Raw genomic sequence first — 19,203 nt, forward strand, 5'->3', positions numbered from 1 at the left:
TATGGATATGAATCAATATTTAGACGTCTTTATTGAAGAAAGCAGAGAACATTTGCAAACCTGTAACGAAAAATTGCTCGAACTCGAAAAAAATCCGACAGACCTGCAGCTTGTCCATGATATTTTCAGAGCGGCTCATACTTTGAAAGGGATGAGTGCAACGATGGGCTATGAAGATATGGCTCATTTAACGCACAGTCTGGAAAACGTGCTGGACGCGATCCGGAATGAAGAAATGACCATTACGTCAGAGTGGATGGACGTCATGTTTGAAGCGCTCGATGACCTTGAAGCGATTGTCCTTTCGATCATCGATGGGGGCGACGGCAAAAGAGACGTTTCAGAAGTCTGCGCCAAGCTTGACGTGACAGGCGCAAACAAGGAGGCGGCCGCATCGGCAGAAGCGCCTGAAGCGGGGTCTTCCGAAACGAAATGGGCCTATGACGAATTTCAGCGGACGGTCATTGCCGAAGCTGAGGAACAAGGCTTTAAATGTTACGAAATCAATGTTGCGTTGAAAGAGGACTGCCTGTTGAAAGGCGTTCGGGTGTACATGGTATTTGAGCAGCTAAACGAAATCGGCGAAGTCGTCAAAACGATTCCGGAAACGGAAGTCCTTGAATCGGAAGATTTTGATTCCGAATTCGTCGTTTGCTTTTTAAGCAAACACGGGGAAGAAGAGATTTTCAACAAAATCAACGGCGTATCTGAAATCGAAAAAATAGAAGTAACCGAGCTGAAAAACGATTTTTCGGCACAGGAAGAAGCCGCGCCTGCCGCGCCTGAAAAAGAAACCGCACCGAAAGACGCGGAGAAAAAACCGGCTAAGCAGCCGGACGGCAAAAAAGAAGCGGCGAAACCTGCAGCAGGCGGCGGAACGAAGACGATCCGCGTCAACATCGACCGCCTCGATTCATTAATGAACCTGTTTGAGGAGCTGGTCATTGACAGGGGGCGCTTAGAGCAGATCGCCAAAGAGCTTGAACACGGCGAATTAACAGAAACCGTCGAACGGATGACAAGAATTTCAGGCGACCTGCAATCGATCATCCTCAATATGAGAATGGTTCCGGTAGAAACGGTGTTCAACCGCTTCCCGCGCATGGTTCGCCAGCTGACAAAAGAATTAAATAAAAAGATCGAACTATCGATTTTCGGGGCGGAAACAGAGCTTGACAGAACGGTAATAGACGAGATCGGCGACCCGCTTGTCCACCTCTTGAGAAACAGCCTTGATCACGGGATCGAGGCGCCTGAAGTCAGGGTGAAAAACGGTAAGCCTGAAACGGGTCAAGTCCGTCTGAAAGCATATCACAGCGGGAACCACGTCTTTATCGAGGTCGAGGATGACGGAGCCGGCATCAACCGCAAAAAGGTGCTTGAAAAAGCGCTTGAACGCAACGTCATTACCGAACGCGACGCCGAAACGATCGAAGATCATGAAATCGACGCACTCATTTTTGCACCGGGATTCTCAACCGCAGATCAAATCTCGGATATTTCAGGACGCGGGGTCGGCTTAGACGTTGTCAAAAGCAAGCTGGAATCTTTGGGCGGTTCTGTCAGCATCAAATCGAGCGAAGGCGAAGGTTCGCTTTTCTCCATTCAGCTTCCGCTTACACTGTCGATCATATCCGTGCTGCTAGTCAAACTTGAAAACGAAACGTTTGCGATTCCGATTTCTTCTATTATAGAAACGGCTGTCATCGATAAGAAAGATATTCTTCAGACGCACGACCGCGAAGTGATCGATTTCAGGGGCCATATCGTACCGGTGGTTTACCTGAAAGAACAGTTTAATGTTGAGGATTCTTCGGATGATCTTGATCAGCTTCACGCCATCGTCGTGAAAAAAGGAGACAAGCTGACGGCATTTGTTGTCGACTCCTTTATCGGCCAGCAGGAAGTCGTACTAAAATCACTCGGCGATTATTTAACAAACGTCTTTGCCATTTCCGGCGCGACGATTTTGGGAGACGGACAAGTAGCCCTGATCATCGACTGCAACGCCCTTATCAAATAGAAAGCGAAAGGAGAGCGATCCTCTTGACCACACAGACTACCACCGGTGAAAAAATGATTGTGTTCAAAGTAAATCATAAAGAGTATGCCATCTCTGTATCCGAAGTGATGTCCATTGAAAAATGGCAGCAGCCAACAAGGGTGCCGGGAGTGGAACCGTATATTTGCGGCGTCATTAATTTGAGAGGTGTTGTCACGCCTGTCATCGATTTAAGAAAGCGGATTGAAGCGCCTGGAGATACGATTACAGATGAAACGAGAATCATCATCATCACCCATCAGGACATTGAAGTCGGCTGGGTGGTGGATGAGGCGAACGATGTCATCACCGTCGAGGAAGAGGAAATTGAATCGGCTCCCGAAACGGTAGGAAAAGACGGCAGGCAATGGATTAAAGGCATCGTCAAGCAAGGGTCCAGACTTCTCAATCTGATTGACTCTGAAGCTGTTTTAAACCGGAAGTCGAGCCTTGCCGCCGCTTCTGAAAATGTGAAGAAATAAGGAGCCTATGATGAGCGTATTTAACGGAATTAGAGAAGAGCATCTTGATATATTGCGGGAAGTCGGGAATATCGGAGCGGGTCATTCCGCTTCTGCCCTGGCTCTATTGCTGAACAGGAAAATCGAAATGGAAGTGCCGTTTGTCAAGCTGATGTCGTTTGATGAGCTTGTCAACCTATTCGGCGGTGCAGACCTTCCTGTCGCAAGCATCTTTTTGCGCATGGAAGGGGATTTTCCCGGCTCTATGTTCGTGATCATGCCTTTTTCAGAGGCCGAGCAGCTGATCAGGGAGCTTGTCGGCAATCCGGAATTCGAGATTGACAGCATGACGCCGAACGATATCGGAGCCTCCGCCCTGCACGAACTCGGGAATATTATGGCGGGATCTTATTTGACCGCTCTCGCTGATTTGACAAACCGGCAAATGTACCCGAGCGTCCCTGAACTGACGCTTGATATGTTCGGAGCTGTCATCAGCGAAGGGCTGATCGAGCTCAGCCAAGTCGGAGACCAGGTTATCGTGATCGACAACTCCATTTTTGACGAGGAACACAACCGGAAAGTAAAAGCGCATTTGTTCCTTCTGCCGGACTATGATTCTTTTGAAAAGCTCTTTCATGCATTGGGTGCAGCGCTATGAAAATCTTAGAAAAAGAAACATCGATTATCAGAGTGGGAATTGCCGATGTGAAAATAGTCCGCACTCCCGACAAGATCAGGACATCGGGTCTCGGTTCGTGCGTCGGACTCGTGCTCTATGATTTGGAAGCGAAGACGGCCGGTCTCGTCCACGTCATGCTTCCCGACTCTTCCTTATCCAAGACACCGGACATCAATGTGGCAAAGTACGCGGACACAGCTGTCGAAGCGACGGTCAAGATGCTGCTTGAAGCCGGATGCCGAAAATACGCTTTGAAAGCGAAAATGGCCGGAGGAGCCGAAATGTTTAAATTTAAGATGACAAATGATTTGATGAAAGTCGGGCCAAGAAATGTGCTTGCGATTAAAAAACATCTATCTCTCTTAAACATTCCGATTGTAAGCGAGGATACAGGCGGAAACAGCGGAAGAACGATCGAGTTCGATCCGCAGTCAGCAGAACTTGTCATCCGGACAGTTAAACAAGGTGTAACGACGATTTAATATGCAATATAGGGGGATAAAGATGCAATCCTTGAACTATGAAGATCAGATGCTTTGGTCGCGGTGGAAAGAATGGAAAGATCCTCAGGCAGGCGATGATTTAATCCGCCGCTATATGCCGCTTGTGACATATCATGTCGGCCGGATAGCCGTCGGCTTGCCCAAGTCCGTTCATAAAGACGATTTGGTCAGCCTTGGCATGCTGGGTTTGTATGACGCCCTTGAAAAATTTGATCCGGGAAGGGATTTGAAGTTTGATACATACGCTTCCTTCAGAATCAGAGGCGCTATTATCGACGGCCTTCGCAAAGAAGACTGGCTTCCGAGAACATCCCGTGAAAAAACGAAGAAAGTGGAAGCTGCGATCGAAAAGCTCGAACAGCGTTACTTAAGAAATGTTTCGCCGAGTGAAATCGCCGCTGAGCTGGGAATGAGCGAGCAAGACGTCGTGACCACAATCAATGAAGGTTTCTTTGCGAATCTCCTTTCAATTGATGAGAAGCTTCACGACCATGAAGACGGGGAGAACGTCCAAGTGATGATCAGGGACGACAAAACGAGCACGCCGGAAGAAAAAATGCTCAAAGACGAACTGATCTCCCAGCTTGCGGAAAAAATAAACGAGCTTTCAGAAAAAGAACAGCTCGTGATCAGCTTATTCTATAAAGAAGAGCTGACCCTGACGGAAATCGGCCAGGTTTTGAATTTGTCGACTTCCCGAATTTCACAGATTCACTCCAAGGCGCTTTTGAAACTGAAGCATCTGCTCGATAAAGTGGTACAATAACATGTAAGCTGCCGGCATGAAACCGGCAGCATTTTTTAAGCGTCCGACAGGGAAGTCTTTTTTTGATTAAATTTCATGGTTAGCGAGTGAAAAATATGTCAACAATATTATGGCTTGTGAGCTTTACGCTCCACGGTATATTGATTTATTTCGTCATCATTCTGAATGCGAGGCTCAGCGCTTTTAAGGCCGCGGAGAAAGAGCAAAAACAGCTTTTGGAAGAAACCGAGAATACATTGACCGCTTTTTTGATGGAGCTAAAAGACGAAAATGAAAAACTCGTTCGCGAGATTCGGGCGAATGCCGAAGAAGAGCCGCAAAGAGCGCAAACACAGCCTGACATTCCTGCTCAAACCCACGCCCTTCCGGAAGCGGACGAATCGCGCGATCTGCCGCTTCACATCGAAGCGATGATCAATGAGGTGGAGCAGGAAGAAGATGAGCTCAATCAAAAGGAACAGGAAGCATCCGTATCCTATGAAGAAGAAGCTCTCGCATTATATGAAAAGGGGCTCTCTCCGGAGGAAATCGCAAGACAGCTGAAAAGCGGGAAAACAGAAATCGAGCTTTTCTTAAAATTTCGCGGAAAGCTGAAAAACGATTCTTGATTGTCGAGAAAGCTTATGTTATATTATTTCTTGGTGTTAATTACACACGCTTAACGATTTATGCAAGCGGTGCTGTGCGATTCTCGCGTGCAGTCCTGCATAAAAATGACCTAAGCGGAGGAAAAAAACCATTATATTAGGAGGAAATAACACATGTCAGTCATTTCTATGAAGCAATTGCTTGAAGCTGGTGTTCACTTCGGCCACCAAACGCGCCGCTGGAACCCAAAAATGAAGCGTTACATCTTCACGGAGCGTAACGGAATCTACATCATCGATCTTCAAAAAACAGTCAAAAAAGTTGAAGAAGCATACAACTTCACGAAAAACCTTGCAGCTGACGGAGGAAAAATCCTTTTCGTCGGTACGAAAAAGCAAGCTCAAGACTCTGTTAAAGAAGAAGCGGAACGTTCTGGAATGTACTATGTCAACCAACGCTGGCTTGGCGGTACGTTAACAAACTTTGAAACGATCCAAAAGCGTATCAAACGCCTTAAAGATATCGAAAAAATGCAGGAAAACGGCACATTTGACGTACTTCCTAAAAAAGAAGTCGTTCAATTGAAAAAAGAATTAGAGCGTCTTGAAAAATTCCTCGGCGGAATCAAAGAAATGAAAGAGCTTCCTGACGCACTGTTCATCATCGATCCTCGCAAAGAGCGCATCGCGGTTGCAGAAGCGCGCAAGCTGAACATTCCGATCATCGGAATCGTTGACACAAACTGTGATCCTGATGAAATCGATGTTGTCATCCCTGCGAACGATGACGCCATCCGCGCTGTTAAATTGCTGACTTCTAAAATGGCAGACGCCATCCTTGAAGCAAAACAAGGTGAAGAAGCAGCTGAAACAGAAGCGAAAGAAGCAGAAACAACTGAAACAACAACTGCTTAACCTGGTCAAAAGGTGATAAGGGGGTCTGCCTTTTATCACCTTTTTTTTCACCAGATCAACACTTACATATTTTGTTTGATATATAAGGAGGAAATCAAAAATGGCAATTACTGCACAAATGGTAAAAGAGCTTCGTGAAAAAACTGGCGCAGGCATGATGGACTGCAAGAAAGCGTTAACTGAAACCGACGGCAACATGGATAAAGCGATCGATCTTCTAAGAGAAAAAGGAATCGCAAAGGCTGCCAAAAAAGCTGACCGCATCGCGGCTGAAGGTTTGACTTTGATCAAAACCGACGGCAACACAGGCGTTATTCTTGAAGTGAACTCCGAAACGGACTTCGTTGCGAAAAACGAAGGCTTCAAAGAGCTTTTGAACGACCTGGCTGACCACATTCTTGCTGAAAAACCTGAAAGCGTTGAAGCTGCTATGGCTCAAAAAATGGCTAACGGTTCAACTGTAGAAGAATACATCACAAGCGCGGTTGCTAAAATCGGAGAAAAAATCACGCTTCGCCGCTTCGCTGTCCTGACAAAAGGCGATGACGCTGCATTCGGCGCATACCTGCACATGGGCGGAAAAATCGGCGTATTGACTGTCCTTAACGGCACAACTGACGAAGAAACAGCAAGAGACATCGCGATGCACGTTGCAGCTGTAAACCCTCGCTTCATTTCCCGTGACCAAGTGTCAGAAGAAGAAGCGAACCGCGAGCGCGAAATCTTGACTCAGCAGGCGCTTCAAGAAGGAAAGCCTGAAAACATCGTCGCAAAAATGGTTGAAGGCCGCCTGAACAAATACTTCGAAGAAATCTGCCTGCTTGATCAAGCATTCGTTAAAAACCCGGATGAAAAAGTGAAACAGGTTGTTGCTGCGAAAAATGCAACAGTTGAAACATTCGTCCGCTACGAAGTTGGAGAAGGTATCGAAAAACGCCAAGAAAACTTTGCTGAAGAAGTTATGAACCAAGTGAAAAAATAAGATTGAAAAGCCGCTTGCCTTAAAACACACGGCAGGATCTTTTCAAAGAAAATAGGGGACACAATTTGTGTCCCTATTTTTAAAACAGTTTACAAACCTTTTTTTCTCTTGCATAATAAATAACGGCAAGCATGCACTTGGAGGTTATTATGGAAAAACCAAAGTATAATCGTATCGTATTAAAGCTTAGCGGAGAAGCCCTTGCGGGTGAACAGGGAAACGGCATCAACCCGACCGTGATCCAGTCCATCGCCAAACAGGTGAAAGAAATCGCCGAGCTTGATGTTGAAGTGGCGGTCGTCGTCGGCGGCGGCAACCTGTGGCGCGGAAAAACGGGCAGCGATCTCGGAATGGACCGCGCAACAGCGGACTACATGGGAATGCTTGCAACGGTCATGAATTCCCTTGCGCTGCAAGACAGCCTTGAAACGCTCGGCATTCAATCAAGAGTTCAGACATCCATCGAAATGAGGCAGGTCGCTGAGCCATACATAAGAAGAAAAGCGATTCGCCATCTTGAAAAGAAGCGCGTCGTCATCTTCGCTGCCGGTACAGGCAATCCATACTTCTCAACGGATACGACAGCAGCGCTCAGAGCGGCTGAAATCGAAGCCGACGTCATCTTAATGGCTAAAAATAATGTCGACGGTGTATACAATGCCGATCCTCGAACTGACGAAACAGCCGTAAAATATGAAAAATTGTCTTATCTCGATGTGTTAAAAGACGGTTTGGCCGTCATGGATTCAACCGCCTCTTCACTTTGCATGGATAACGACATCCCGCTGATCGTCTTTTCTATTATGGAAGAAGGAAATATTAAAAAAGCCGTTTTAGGCGAACAAATCGGTACAATCGTAAGGGGGAAATAACGTGTCAACTCAAGTGATGAATGAAACAAAAGAACGGATGGAAAAAGCAATAGGCGCTTATCAGCGTGAATTGGCCACTGTACGTGCAGGACGTGCAAATCCGTCTTTGCTGGACAAAGTGACAGTTGAATACTACGGAGCGCAGACGCCTTTAAACCAGATCGCGTCCATTACGGTTCCGGAAGCGCGCATGCTCCTCATCACACCATATGACAAAACAGCGCTCGGCGATATTGAAAAAGCGATTCAAAAAGCCGACCTCGGCATAACTCCGTCAAACGACGGCAACATCATCCGGATCACGATCCCTCCTCTAACTGAGGAGCGCAGAAAAGAGCTTGCCAAGCTCGTGAAAAAATATTCGGAAGATGCTAAAGTCGCGGTCCGCAACATCCGCCGCGATGCCAATGACGATCTGAAAAAACTAGAGAAAAATGGTGAAATGACTGAGGATGAATTGCGCTCTTCAACGGAAGACGTACAAAAGCTGACAGATGAATATGTGTCAAAAATTGATGAGATCACAAAAGATAAAGAGAAAGAAATCATGGAAGTTTAATGAAAAACTCTGTACAATAGATAATAGTGAAAAGACCCTCTCATGTTTACAGGGGGTTTTTTTGTTAATACTGTTGTTATCTAGAACGATATAACAGGAAAGCAACCTTTTGGGTGATGGAGGACTCTCATGCTCAATATACTCAAAAATTGGAAGAATCAGCATTCAGCTGCTTCCAACATGGAATGTTACACAAAAGAAAATATTTTAAAAGGAGAAATTCCTGAACATATCGCCATTATTATGGACGGAAACGGCCGTTGGGCAAAGAAACGGGCGATGCCCCGCATCGCGGGTCATCACGAAGGCATGAAGGTGGTCAGACAGACGACAAAGCTTGCCAATGAGCTCGGTGTCAAAGCGTTGACGCTGTATGCCTTCTCGACGGAAAATTGGAAGCGTCCTAAGTTTGAGGTTGACTTTCTAATGAAGCTGCCTGAAGAGTTCCTGGGAACGTATCTCCCGGAGCTGGTCGAAGAAAATGTCCGGGTCCGCTTGACAGGCGATAGGGAAGGACTGCCGCCCCACACGATCCGCGCGGTTGAAAAAGCCATCCGTGATACGGAGAACAATGACGGTCTTATTCTTAATTTTGCATTGAATTACGGGGGACGTGCAGAAATCGTCAGAGCCGCAAAGAGAATCGCCGAAGAAGCGAAAAAAGGCACATTGAATACCGAGGAAATCGATGAAAAGCTATTTTCCGATTATTTAATGACAGAAGCTTTGCAGGACCCTGATTTGCTGATTCGCACTAGCGGCGAGATCAGGCTGAGCAACTTCATGCTTTGGCAGCTTGCCTACAGCGAATTTTTGTTTACCGATGTATTATGGCCTGATTTTAAAGACGTTCACTTGCTTCAGGCTATCGGAGAATATCAGCGTCGCGGGAGAAGGTTTGGCGGAATTTAGAGGATGGTGTAAATGAAACAGAGAATATTGACGGGTGTGATCGCGGCAGCGGTTTTTCTGCCGCTCGTGATTTTCGGCAAGCTGCCGTTCACCCTGCTAGTTTATGCAATAGGTATACTCGCTCTATTTGAACTTTTAAGAATGAAAGGCCTGAAGCTTATCAGCGCTCCGGGTATCATCAGCCTGCTGCTTTTGGCGGTTTTGCTGTATCCAAGCCAATATGCAGAAGACGCGGGGCTGGGCATAACCAAAGGGGAGGTCGTCTTTTTGGCCGTCCTTTTGCTTTTGGCATACACAGTGCTCAGCAAAAACTCGTTTACCTTTGACGAAGCGGCATTCATGGCGCTGGCAGCAGTTTATATCGGATTCGGGTTTTATTACTTTATTGAAATCAGAAACATCGGACTCAGCTATGTCTTTTTTGCAATCGGCGTCGTCTGGTCAACGGATTCCGGCGCTTATTTTATCGGAAAGGCGTTTGGAAAGCGGAAGCTCTGGCCTGAAATCAGCCCTAACAAAACGGTTGAAGGCTTTTGGGGCGGAATTTTGACAGCGGTCGTTTTTTCCGCGATTTATCAGGCTGCCACAGGTTTTCCGCACGCTTATCTGTTTGTGCTGATCATTACCGTGCTTTTATCAATCGTCGGTCAGATCGGCGATTTGGCCGAGTCTGCGTTCAAAAGGCACTACAAAGTGAAAGACTCGGGCCGGATCCTTCCGGGACACGGCGGAATGCTGGACCGCTTTGACAGCTTTTTATTTGTCATGCCGGTTCTATACTTCCTGCTTGTTCTTTTTCAGCCGTTCGGGCTATGATAGAAAAGGGTACTGATAGCTAGAAAGAAACAGAGGTGCGGCAATTTTGAAGAACATATGTCTATTGGGGGCGACAGGCTCCATAGGAGAACAGACGCTTGATGTGATCAAAGCGCATGACGATAAGTTTCAGCTGACCGCCATGTCTTTCGGAAAAAACGCCGAAAAAGCGGCAGAAATCATTGAAACATTTAAACCGAAGTATGTATCCGTAGGGGATGAGCATACATATGAAGCATTAAAACAGCATTCTTTTTCTTACACCTTTAAAACAGGGATCGGGGAGGAATCTTTAATCGAAGCGGCCGTTAGTCCGGAAGCGGATGTCGTCGTCAACGCTCTCGTCGGCAGCGTCGGTCTTCTGCCGACTTTAAAGGCGATGGAGCATAAAAAAACAGTCGCGCTTGCAAATAAGGAAACTCTCGTGACAGCCGGTCATATAGTGAAAGAACACGCCCAAACATACGATGTCCCGCTCTTGCCCGTCGACAGCGAGCATTCCGCGATTTTCCAGGCGCTCCAAGGGGAAAATCCGAAGCATATTAAACGGCTGATCGTCACGGCTTCAGGCGGCAGCTTCAGGGACAGAACAAGGCAGGAACTTGAAGGCGTCACAGTGGAAGAAGCCCTCAATCATCCAAATTGGTCGATGGGTGCAAAAATCACGATCGATTCGGCTACAATGATGAATAAAGGGCTCGAGGTCATTGAAGCGCACTGGCTGTTTGATCTGCCTTATGACCGGATCGATGTCCTCCTTCACAAAGAAAGCATCATTCATTCAATGGTGGAATTCCATGACCGAAGCGTCATCGCCCAGCTTGGCACACCTGATATGAGAGTGCCGATTCAATATGCGCTCAGCTATCCGGAACGCCTGCCGTTTGATGAAGCCAAATCACTCGAACTCTGGGAAGTCGGACAGCTGAATTTTGCCCAAGCTGATTTTGAAAGGTTCCGCTGCTTACAATTCGCTTATGAATCAGGTAAAATAGGCGGTACAATGCCGACTGTTTTAAACGCGGCCAACGAGGAAGCCGTTGCGGCATTTCTTTCAGGCAGGATTTCCTTTCTCGGGATTGAAGACATCATTGAAAAAGCTTTGGAACGCCATCAGGTGATCGCAAAGCCGAGCCTTCAAGAGATCCGTGAAGTGGACAAAGACGCCAGAAAGTTTGTCCAAACATTACTCACATAAGGTGGTATGTTCGTGAATACTGTGATCGCGTTTATTCTTATTTTTGGAACGCTCGTATTTTTCCATGAGCTTGGTCATCTCATCCTTGCTCAAAGAGCCGGAATACTGTGCCGGGAGTTTGCTATCGGCTTCGGTCCGAAAATCTTTTCGTTTAAGAAAAATGAGACCGTTTATACGATCAGGCTTCTTCCGATCGGCGGCTTTGTCAGAATGGCCGGTGAAGATCCTGAGATGATTGAAGTGAAGCCCGGTTATACGGTCGGGCTGTTGTTCGACAGCGAAAACAAAGTCGAAAAGATCATTATTAACCAAAAAGAAAAGTATCCTGACGCATTGGTCATCGAAGTGGAGCAGGCTGACCTGGAGCACCAGATGAGGATTACGGGCTATGAGCACGGCAATGAAGATCATCTCTCTTCCTTTTCTGTCAGTGAAACGTCCTTTTTCATCGTAGACGGGGAAGAAGTCCAGATCGCTCCTTACAACCGCCAATTCCATTCAAAAACGGTTTGGCAGCGTATAAAGGCGATTGCGGCCGGCCCGATCATGAACTTTATTTTGGCTTATGTCATTCTCGTATTGCTCGGCCTGATGCAGGGAGTGCCGTCTGACGAGCCGGTGCTCGGCAAGTTGATAGACAACGGACGGGCGGCGGAAGCGGGGCTCCAGGAAGGAGACCGCATACAAACGATCAACGGGGAGAACATGAGATCGTGGACGGATATTGTCAACACTGTCAGGGAACACCCTGAAAAAGAACTGAAAATCGTTGTGATGCGCGACAACGTTAAGGTGACGAAATATGTAACACCTGAAGCAGTCAAGGCAGGGGATGAAACCGTCGGCAGATTCGGCGCTTACAACCCGGTGAAAACAGGAATCCTGACATCGATTTCCTACGGTGCGACCGAAACGGCGACAGTGGCGCAGAGCATCGTGACCAATCTCGGAAAGCTCGTCACGGGACAATTCTCAATCGACATGCTGGCCGGTCCTGTCGGCATTTATGACATGACAGACCAAGTGGCCAAGACAGGCGTTATCAACCTGCTGAAGCTGGCCGCATTTTTAAGCATCAACCTCGGGATCGTCAACCTTCTGCCAATCCCTGCGCTGGACGGCGGCAGACTGTTGTTCCTGTTTATTGAAGCGATCCGCGGAAAGCCGATCAACCGAGAGAAAGAAGCGTTTGTCGTCTTTGTCGGCGTCGCATTTTTGATGCTCTTAATGCTTGTCGTCACATGGAACGATATCCAGCGCTTATTTCTGTAAAACCAATTGCCTTTTTAAGTGCAGCCAAGCCTTTTAAAAGGCTCTTTTTTAGGGACGCCGTTCCCGACTCAAAAAGTAACCAACTGAAACAAATGAGGTGCGAACGAATGAGACAGAGCAGGACTTTAATTCCTACGCTCCGCGAAGTGCCGGCTGATGCTGAAGCGAAAAGCCATCAGCTTCTTCTCAGAGCGGGGTTTATCAGACAAAACACAAGCGGTGTATACAGCTATATGCCTCTTGCCAATAAAGTCATTCATAAAATCCAGAGCATTGTCCGCGAAGAAATGGAGAAAATCAATGCCGTCGAAATGCTGATGCCGGCGCTCCAGCAAGCGGAAACTTGGCAGGAATCGGGAAGATGGTACACGTACGGTCCTGAGCTCATGAGGCTGAAAGACCGCCACGGCCGCGAATTTGCCCTTGGCGCGACACACGAAGAGGTCATCACAAGCATCGTCAGAGATGAAGTGAAATCGTACAAGCGCCTTCCGCTGACCCTTTACCAGATCCAATCGAAATTCCGCGATGAAAAGCGCCCGCGCTTCGGTCTGTTGAGAGGCCGCGAATTCATCATGAAGGATGCGTATTCCTTCCATTCTTCCGCCGAAAGCCTTGATGAGACGTACAATGATATGTACCAGGCGTATACGAATGTGTTTACGCGCTGCGGCCTGAATTTCAGACCGGTCATTGCAGATTCAGGCGCGATGGGCGGAAAGGATACCCATGAATTTATGGCATTGTCCGATGTCGGTGAAGATACAATTGCGTACTCTGATCAGTCTTCATACGCTGCCAACATCGAAATGGCTGAAGTGAAGGAAGCCGGTGCTGGCGAGCAGGCTGAAATGAAAGAGCTCCAGGAAGTCCACACACCTTCGGTCAAAACGATCGAAGAAGTTGCCGCATTTCTTGGCATATCCCCGTCAGACTGCATGAAATCAATGCTCATGAAAGCAGACGGACGTTTTGTCCTCGTGTTGACGAGAGGGGATCATGAAGTCAACGATATTAAGGTGAAGAATCTGCTCCAAGCAGAAACGATCGAATTCGCGAGCGCCGAAGAGGTTGCTGAGATAACAGGTACTGAGCCTGGCTTTGTCGGACCGGTGGGGCTCGACCGTGAAATCGAAATCTTTGCAGACTTTGCTGTGAAGGCGATGGCAAACGCAGCAGCAGGAGCGAATAAAACAGATTACCATTATCAAAACGTGAATATCAGCCGGGATGCGCACAATGTGACATTCGCCGATCTCCGCTTTATCCAGGAAGGAGACCCTTCACCGGATGGAAACGGAACGATCCGTTTTGCAAAAGGAATCGAAGTCGGACAAGTTTTTAAACTCGGCACCCGCTATTCAGAAGCGATGGACGCAACATACCTTGACGAAAACGGACGCGCTCAGCCGATGCTGATGGGCTGCTATGGAATCGGGATTTCCCGGACACTTTCGGCCATCGTTGAGCAGCATCATGACGATAAAGGCTTGATCTGGCCGCTGGAAGTGACGCCGTATGACCTGCACATCCTCGCGCTTAACATGAAAAATGACGCGCAGGTTCAGCTTGCCGAAAAGCTGTATGAAGATTTTAAAGCGAACGGCTATGACGTACTGTTTGATGACCGTGCTGAACGGGCAGGCGTTAAATTTGCAGATTCCGATTTGATCGGTCTGCCGATCCGCATCACGGTCGGAAAAAGAGCTGATGAAGGCGTTGTCGAAGTGAAGATCCGCAAAACCGGAGAATCATTTGAAGTCGCCGCTGAAGAGCTTTTGGACTTTATCGAAAAACAAGTCAAGAGCTTATCTTCTCACGCTTAAAGATGTTAAACTAGAGTAAAGGAAGGTACCTCGGGAATCGTCCCAAGGTACCTTCAATTATGATTTTCTTTTAGGGAGGAATCTGTCTTGGAAGACCAGCTTTCTGTCAACAGAAGACAGTTTCAAATTCTTCTGCAGCAGCTGAATGTAACGGAAGATACGATGATCCGCCATCTTGAAGGCGGACAAATCATAAAGCTGACCGTTCATAAAAACAAGAAGACATGGCACTTTCACTTTAAATTGAAAAATGTCCTGCCTTATCAAATCTTCGAACGGTTTCACACCCAGCTGACCCGCACCTTTTCCCATATCGCTCAGGTCACATGTTCCATCGAGGCGGAAAACCCTTCGATTGACGAGCAGCTTGTTCAGGATTACTGGACGCGCTGCATCCAGGAACTCGACGGTATTTCCCCGCCGATTTTGACGCTTTTGAACGACCAAAAGCCCAAGCTTACGGGGAACAAAATCCTGCTTAAAACGAAAACAGATACAGAAGCATCCGCTTTAAAAAAGAAATACAGCTCGCTCATCCAGTCTAGCTACTGCACATTCGGTTTTCCTGAGCTCCAGCTCGACACAGAAATCTTTGTGTCAGATCAAGAGATTCAGAAATTCAGAGAGCAAAAAATGGCCGAAGATCAAGAGAGAGCCCTTCAGGCTTTAATCGAAATGGAAAAGCAGGATAAGGAAGCCCAAGACGATGAAGCGCCGTCAGGCCCTCTTCAGATCGGCTACCAGATTAAAGACTCTGAAGAGATCAGAACGCTTGACAGTATCATGGATGAAGAGCGGAGAATTACGGTGCAAGGCTATGTATTCGACGCTGAAACAAGAGAGCTGAAAAGCGGCAGAACGCTTTGTATCTTTAAAATAACCGACTATACAAACAGCATTCTCGTCAAAATGTTCGCGCGTGAAAAAGAGGACGCTGTTTTGATGAAGTCCCTGAAAAAAGGGATGTGGGTAAAGGCGAGAGGCAGCATACAAAACGATACGTTCGTCCGCGATTTGGTGATGATCGCCAACGATGTCAATGAAATCAAAGCGAAAACCCGTGAGGATACAGCACCGGAGGACGAAAAACGTGTCGAGCTCCACCTCCATTCACCGATGAGCCAGATGGATGCCGTATCAAGCATCGGCAAGCTTGTCGAACAGGCGAAAAAATGGGGGCATCCGGCTATCGCGCTCACTGATCACGCTGTTGTCCAATCGTTTCCTGATGCATTCGCGGCGAGCAAAAAGCATGGCGTGAAAATGATCTACGGACTTGAAGCCAACCTCGTCGACGACGGCGTGCCGATTGCCTACAATCCGGTGCATCGTCTGCTTGAAGAGGAGACATATGTCGTGTTCGACGTCGAGACGACGGGGCTGTCGGCCGTCTATGATACGATCATCGAGCTGGCCGCAGTAAAAGTAAAAGGCGGGGAGATCATCGAACGCTTTGAAAGGTTTGCCAACCCGCATCGCCCTTTATCGGCTACGATCATCGAGCTGACGGGGATTACCGATGATATGCTGAAAGATGCGCCTGAAGCCGAAGAGGTCATCCGAGATTTTAAAGAATGGGTCGGAGATCACACGCTTGTCGCTCACAATGCAAGCTTTGACATCGGCTTCATCAATGTCGCCTACAAGCGTCTGCTGAATTCGGAGAAAGTGCAGAACCCGGTCATTGACACACTTGAGCTGGGCCGTTTTCTTTATCCGGAATTCAAAAACCACAGGCTGAATACGCTTTGTAAAAAGTTTGACATCGAGCTCACCCAGCACCACAGGGCGATTTATGATACTGAAGCGACGGGCTATCTCCTTGTGAAAATGCTGAAAGACGCGGCCGAAAAAAATATCCTGTACCACGATCAGCTGAATGAAAATATGGGGCAGTCCAATGCCTATCAGCGTTCAAGGCCGTATCACGCGACCCTTTTGGCGGTCAATGAGACAGGTTTGAAAAACCTTTTCAAACTCGTTTCGCTTTCACATATCCATTATTTTTACAGGGTGCCGAGGATCCCAAGATCACAGCTTGAAAAGTACAGAGAAGGCCTGTTAATCGGTTCGGCGTGCGACAAAGGCGAAGTATTCGAAGGCATGATGCAGAAATCGCCGGAAGAAGTAGAAGACATCGCTTCATTTTATGACTATCTTGAAGTCATGCCGCCTGAAGTTTACCGGCACCTGCTCCAGCTTGAACTCGTCAGGGATGAAAAAGCGTTAAAAGAAATCATCGCCAACATCACAAAGCTCGGCGAGAAGCTGAATATTCCGGTAGTAGCAACAGGCAATGTCCATTACCTGAACCCTGAGGATAAAATTTACCGCAAGATTCTGGTATCCTCACAAGGCGGCGCAAATCCGCTCAACAGGCACGAGCTGCCGAACGTTCATTTCCGTTCGACGGATGAAATGCTTGAGGCCTTTTCATTTTTGGGTGAGGAAAAAGCGAAAGAAATCGTGGTCAAGAACACCCGCTTGATCAGCGAGCGAATCGAAGAAATCAAGCCGATCAAAGACGATCTTTACACACCGAAGATTGAAGGCGCAGATGACGAAATCCGCCGCATGAGCTATGAGAAAGCAAAAAGCATTTACGGCGACGACCTTCCGGAAATCGTCGAAAAACGGATCGAAAAAGAGCTGAAAAGCATTATCGGCCATGGATTCGCCGTCATCTATCTGATCTCTCATAAGCTTGTAAAACGCTCCCTTGATGACGGCTATCTCGTCGGTTCAAGGGGATCTGTCGGTTCTTCCCTTGTCGCAACATTGACGGAAATTACCGAGGTCAACCCGCTGCCGCCGCATTACGTCTGTCCGGATTGCTGCCATTCTGAGTTTTTCAACGACGGATCGGTCGGTTCTGGATTTGATTTGCCTGACAAAGACTGTCCGAAGTGCGGAGCGGCCTACAGAAAAGACGGCCACGACATTCCGTTCGAGACGTTTCTAGGGTTTAAAGGGGACAAGGTTCCTGATATCGACTTGAACTTCTCAGGCGAATATCAGCCGCACGCCCACAACTATACGAAAGTCCTGTTCGGAGAGGATAACGTCTACCGTGCGGGAACGATCGGCACAGTCGCTGAAAAAACGGCTTACGGGTATGTCAAAGGGTATGCTAACGACAACAATTTGCATATGCGCGGGGCGGAAATCGACCGCCTTGTCCAAGGCTGTACAGGCGTCAAGCGGACGACAGGACAGCACCCGGGCGGAATCATCGTTGTGCCTGATTACATGGATATTTACGACTTTTCACCAATCCAGTTTCCGGCGGATGCCACCGATTCCGAATGGAAGACGACGCACTTTGACTTCCATTCCATCCATGACAACCTGCTGAAGCTGGATATTCTCGGACACGATGATCCGACGGTCATCCGTATGCTCCAGGATCTGAGCGGGATTGATCCGAAGACAATACCGACCGATGATCCCGAAGTGATGAAAATTTTCCAAGGGACAGAATCTTTAGGGGTAACCGAGGAGCAGATCGGCTGTAAAACCGGAACGCTTGGCATCCCTGAATTCGGAACCCGCTTTGTCAGACAGATGCTCGAGGACACCAAGCCGACGACATTTTCCGAGCTCGTTCAGATTTCCGGCCTGTCACACGGCACGGACGTATGGCTCGGAAACGCGCAGGAGCTGATTCACAATAATATTTGTGAACTGAGCGAAGTGATCGGCTGCCGTGATGATATTATGGTGTACTTAATCTACCAGGGGCTTGAGCCATCCCTCGCCTTTAAGATTATGGAATTTGTCCGTAAAGGTAAGGGACTGACACCTGAGTGGGAAGAAGAAATGAAGAATAATAATGTTCCGGACTGGTATATCGATTCCTGTAAAAAAATCAAATACATGTTCCCGAAAGCCCACGCTGCGGCATATGTTTTGATGGCGGTCAGAATCGCCTATTTTAAAGTCCATCATCCGCTGCTCTACTACGCAGCATACTTTACGGTGCGGGCCGACGACTTTGATATCGAAACGATGATCAAAGGGTCGACAGCGATTAAAGCCGTCATGGATGACATCAACTCTAAAGGCCTTGACGCTTCTCCTAAAGAGAAAAGTTTGCTCACGGTGCTTGAGCTGGCGCTTGAAATGTGCGAAAGGGGCTTCTCTTTCCAAAAAGTCGACTTATACAGATCGAGCGCTTCCGAATTCATCATTGACGGAAACAGCTTGATTCCGCCGTTTAATTCAATACCGGGGCTTGGAACAAACGCCGCCTTGAATATTGTCAAAGCGAGAGAAGAAGGCGAATTTCTTTCAAAAGAAGATTTGCAAAAAAGAGGCAAGGTGTCAAAAACGATCATGGAATACTTGGAGCGCCACGGCTGTCTCGAGTCGCTTCCAGATCAGAACCAGCTGTCTTTATTTTAAAGGCTGCCGACTTATTCGGCAGTCTCTTTTTTGTTGCTAACCCAGCGCGTTCTTCAAAGATTCAGAGGCGCGAATATTGCGGTATCAAAGTTTGTTAGATTGATTGACAATAAAAATACATTAATGTTAATATTTTCAAAATGATATCATTCTATAAAGAAGTCCGCTTTTTCAGTGAACAGAAGTTAGTTTCTTGATTAAACAAACAAAGTTCTTCGTTCCTCCGTCAAACACTGAACCTGCATGTTGAACCAAAATAGGTGAATCAGCAGCACATCCTCAAATTTCAAAAATTCAATCAGGCTCTTCTCCGCTTACCGAAAGACACCATTTGTCCGTCACTAAAGGAGGTGAGTGTAATGTAAACATCGGCTGTTTTGAAGGAAAACAAAATGAGGAGGAAGGAG

At 47.4% G+C, this 19,203-nt stretch carries 16 protein-coding genes; all 16 read left to right on the forward strand.

All coding sequences use genetic code 11. The features are described from left to right. Position 1: 1 nt before the first annotated feature. The 16 genes from MHI30_RS08960 to MHI30_RS09035 all read left to right on the forward strand — a co-directional run bounded on the left by MHI30_RS08960 (position 2) and on the right by MHI30_RS09035 (position 18,796). Positions 2–2,023 (forward strand): chemotaxis protein CheA, encoded by a 2,022-nt coding sequence (locus tag MHI30_RS08960; RefSeq protein ID WP_075752809.1) that lies wholly within the window; start codon positions 2–4, stop codon positions 2,021–2,023. Positions 2,024–2,046: 23 nt separating this feature from the next. Further along, entirely contained in the window at positions 2,047–2,523 is a 477-nt protein-coding gene (locus MHI30_RS08965; RefSeq protein ID WP_003181816.1) for a chemotaxis protein CheW, read from the forward strand. Between the two features lie 10 nt (positions 2,524–2,533). After that, positions 2,534–3,163, forward strand: a complete 630-nt coding sequence (locus tag MHI30_RS08970) for a chemotaxis protein CheC (protein WP_003181818.1) — start codon at positions 2,534–2,536, stop codon at positions 3,161–3,163. After that, positions 3,160–3,666, forward strand: a complete 507-nt coding sequence (locus MHI30_RS08975) for a chemotaxis protein CheD (protein WP_003181820.1) — start codon at positions 3,160–3,162, stop codon at positions 3,664–3,666. Before MHI30_RS08970 ends, MHI30_RS08975 begins: the two co-directional genes overlap by 4 nt. Positions 3,667–3,688: 22 nt before the next feature. Further along, positions 3,689–4,453, forward strand: coding sequence for a FliA/WhiG family RNA polymerase sigma factor (locus tag MHI30_RS08980; protein ID WP_003181822.1), 765 nt, complete (start codon positions 3,689–3,691; stop codon positions 4,451–4,453). A gap of 95 nt (positions 4,454–4,548) precedes the next feature. Then, positions 4,549–5,061: a Swarming motility protein SwrB gene (locus tag MHI30_RS08985; protein ID WP_145653999.1), complete on the forward strand. Its 513-nt coding sequence runs from the start codon at positions 4,549–4,551 to the stop codon at positions 5,059–5,061. Between the two features lie 153 nt (positions 5,062–5,214). After that, entirely contained in the window at positions 5,215–5,955 is a 741-nt protein-coding gene (gene rpsB, locus MHI30_RS08990; protein WP_025811393.1) for a 30S ribosomal protein S2, read from the forward strand. Positions 5,956–6,055: 100 nt separating this feature from the next. Beyond that, the gene (gene tsf, locus MHI30_RS08995) at positions 6,056–6,937 is read left to right on the forward strand and encodes a translation elongation factor Ts (protein WP_075752805.1); all 882 of its coding nucleotides are present in this window, start codon (positions 6,056–6,058) and stop codon (positions 6,935–6,937) included. A 149-nt stretch (positions 6,938–7,086) separates the two neighbouring features. Beyond that, a complete protein-coding gene (gene pyrH / locus MHI30_RS09000; RefSeq protein WP_020451416.1) occupies positions 7,087–7,809 on the forward strand; it encodes a UMP kinase in 723 nt (240 codons plus the stop codon). Position 7,810: 1 nt separating this feature from the next. Then, a complete protein-coding gene (gene frr, locus MHI30_RS09005; protein ID WP_020451417.1) occupies positions 7,811–8,368 on the forward strand; it encodes a ribosome recycling factor in 558 nt (185 codons plus the stop codon). 129 nt (positions 8,369–8,497) lie between these two features. Continuing rightward, positions 8,498–9,280: an isoprenyl transferase gene (locus MHI30_RS09010; RefSeq protein ID WP_020451418.1), complete on the forward strand. Its 783-nt coding sequence runs from the start codon at positions 8,498–8,500 to the stop codon at positions 9,278–9,280. Positions 9,281–9,292: 12 nt separating this feature from the next. After that, complete coding sequence (locus MHI30_RS09015) at positions 9,293–10,096, forward strand: phosphatidate cytidylyltransferase (protein WP_075752803.1); 804 nt, start codon at positions 9,293–9,295, stop codon at positions 10,094–10,096. A 46-nt stretch (positions 10,097–10,142) separates the two neighbouring features. Next, positions 10,143–11,294, forward strand: a complete 1,152-nt coding sequence (gene dxr, locus MHI30_RS09020; RefSeq protein WP_026579731.1) for a 1-deoxy-D-xylulose-5-phosphate reductoisomerase — start codon at positions 10,143–10,145, stop codon at positions 11,292–11,294. A 6-nt stretch (positions 11,295–11,300) separates the two neighbouring features. Next, positions 11,301–12,566, forward strand: coding sequence for an RIP metalloprotease RseP (gene rseP, locus MHI30_RS09025; RefSeq protein WP_142238606.1), 1,266 nt, complete (start codon positions 11,301–11,303; stop codon positions 12,564–12,566). Positions 12,567–12,673: 107 nt separating this feature from the next. Then, the gene (locus tag MHI30_RS09030; RefSeq protein ID WP_075752799.1) at positions 12,674–14,392 is read left to right on the forward strand and encodes a proline--tRNA ligase; all 1,719 of its coding nucleotides are present in this window, start codon (positions 12,674–12,676) and stop codon (positions 14,390–14,392) included. Between the two features lie 87 nt (positions 14,393–14,479). Beyond that, complete coding sequence (locus MHI30_RS09035) at positions 14,480–18,796, forward strand: PolC-type DNA polymerase III (protein ID WP_075752797.1); 4,317 nt, start codon at positions 14,480–14,482, stop codon at positions 18,794–18,796. Positions 18,797–19,203 lie beyond the last annotated feature (407 nt).

Source organism: Bacillus sp. FSL L8-0528 (assembly GCF_038593085.1).
Lineage (GTDB): Bacteria > Bacillota > Bacilli > Bacillales > Bacillaceae > Bacillus > Bacillus paralicheniformis.

Bases quoted from the DNA above. Each gene is read 5' to 3' on its own strand.
- MHI30_RS08970 (WP_003181818.1), top strand. From the start codon at position 2,534: ATGAGCGTATTTAACGGAATTAGAGAAGAGCATCTTGATATATTGCGG.
- MHI30_RS09030 (WP_075752799.1), top strand. From the start codon at position 12,674: ATGAGACAGAGCAGGACTTTAATTCCTACGCTCCGCGAAGTGCCGGCT.
- MHI30_RS08980 (WP_003181822.1), top strand. From the start codon at position 3,689: ATGCAATCCTTGAACTATGAAGATCAGATGCTTTGGTCGCGGTGGAAA.
- MHI30_RS08985 (WP_145653999.1), top strand. From the start codon at position 4,549: ATGTCAACAATATTATGGCTTGTGAGCTTTACGCTCCACGGTATATTG.
- pyrH (WP_020451416.1), top strand. From the start codon at position 7,087: ATGGAAAAACCAAAGTATAATCGTATCGTATTAAAGCTTAGCGGAGAA.
- MHI30_RS08975 (WP_003181820.1), top strand. From the start codon at position 3,160: ATGAAAATCTTAGAAAAAGAAACATCGATTATCAGAGTGGGAATTGCC.
- MHI30_RS09015 (WP_075752803.1), top strand. From the start codon at position 9,293: ATGAAACAGAGAATATTGACGGGTGTGATCGCGGCAGCGGTTTTTCTG.
- MHI30_RS08960 (WP_075752809.1), top strand. From the start codon at position 2: ATGGATATGAATCAATATTTAGACGTCTTTATTGAAGAAAGCAGAGAA.
- tsf (WP_075752805.1), top strand. From the start codon at position 6,056: ATGGCAATTACTGCACAAATGGTAAAAGAGCTTCGTGAAAAAACTGGC.
- rpsB (WP_025811393.1), top strand. From the start codon at position 5,215: ATGTCAGTCATTTCTATGAAGCAATTGCTTGAAGCTGGTGTTCACTTC.
- rseP (WP_142238606.1), top strand. From the start codon at position 11,301: ATGTTCGTGAATACTGTGATCGCGTTTATTCTTATTTTTGGAACGCTC.
- MHI30_RS09010 (WP_020451418.1), top strand. From the start codon at position 8,498: ATGCTCAATATACTCAAAAATTGGAAGAATCAGCATTCAGCTGCTTCC.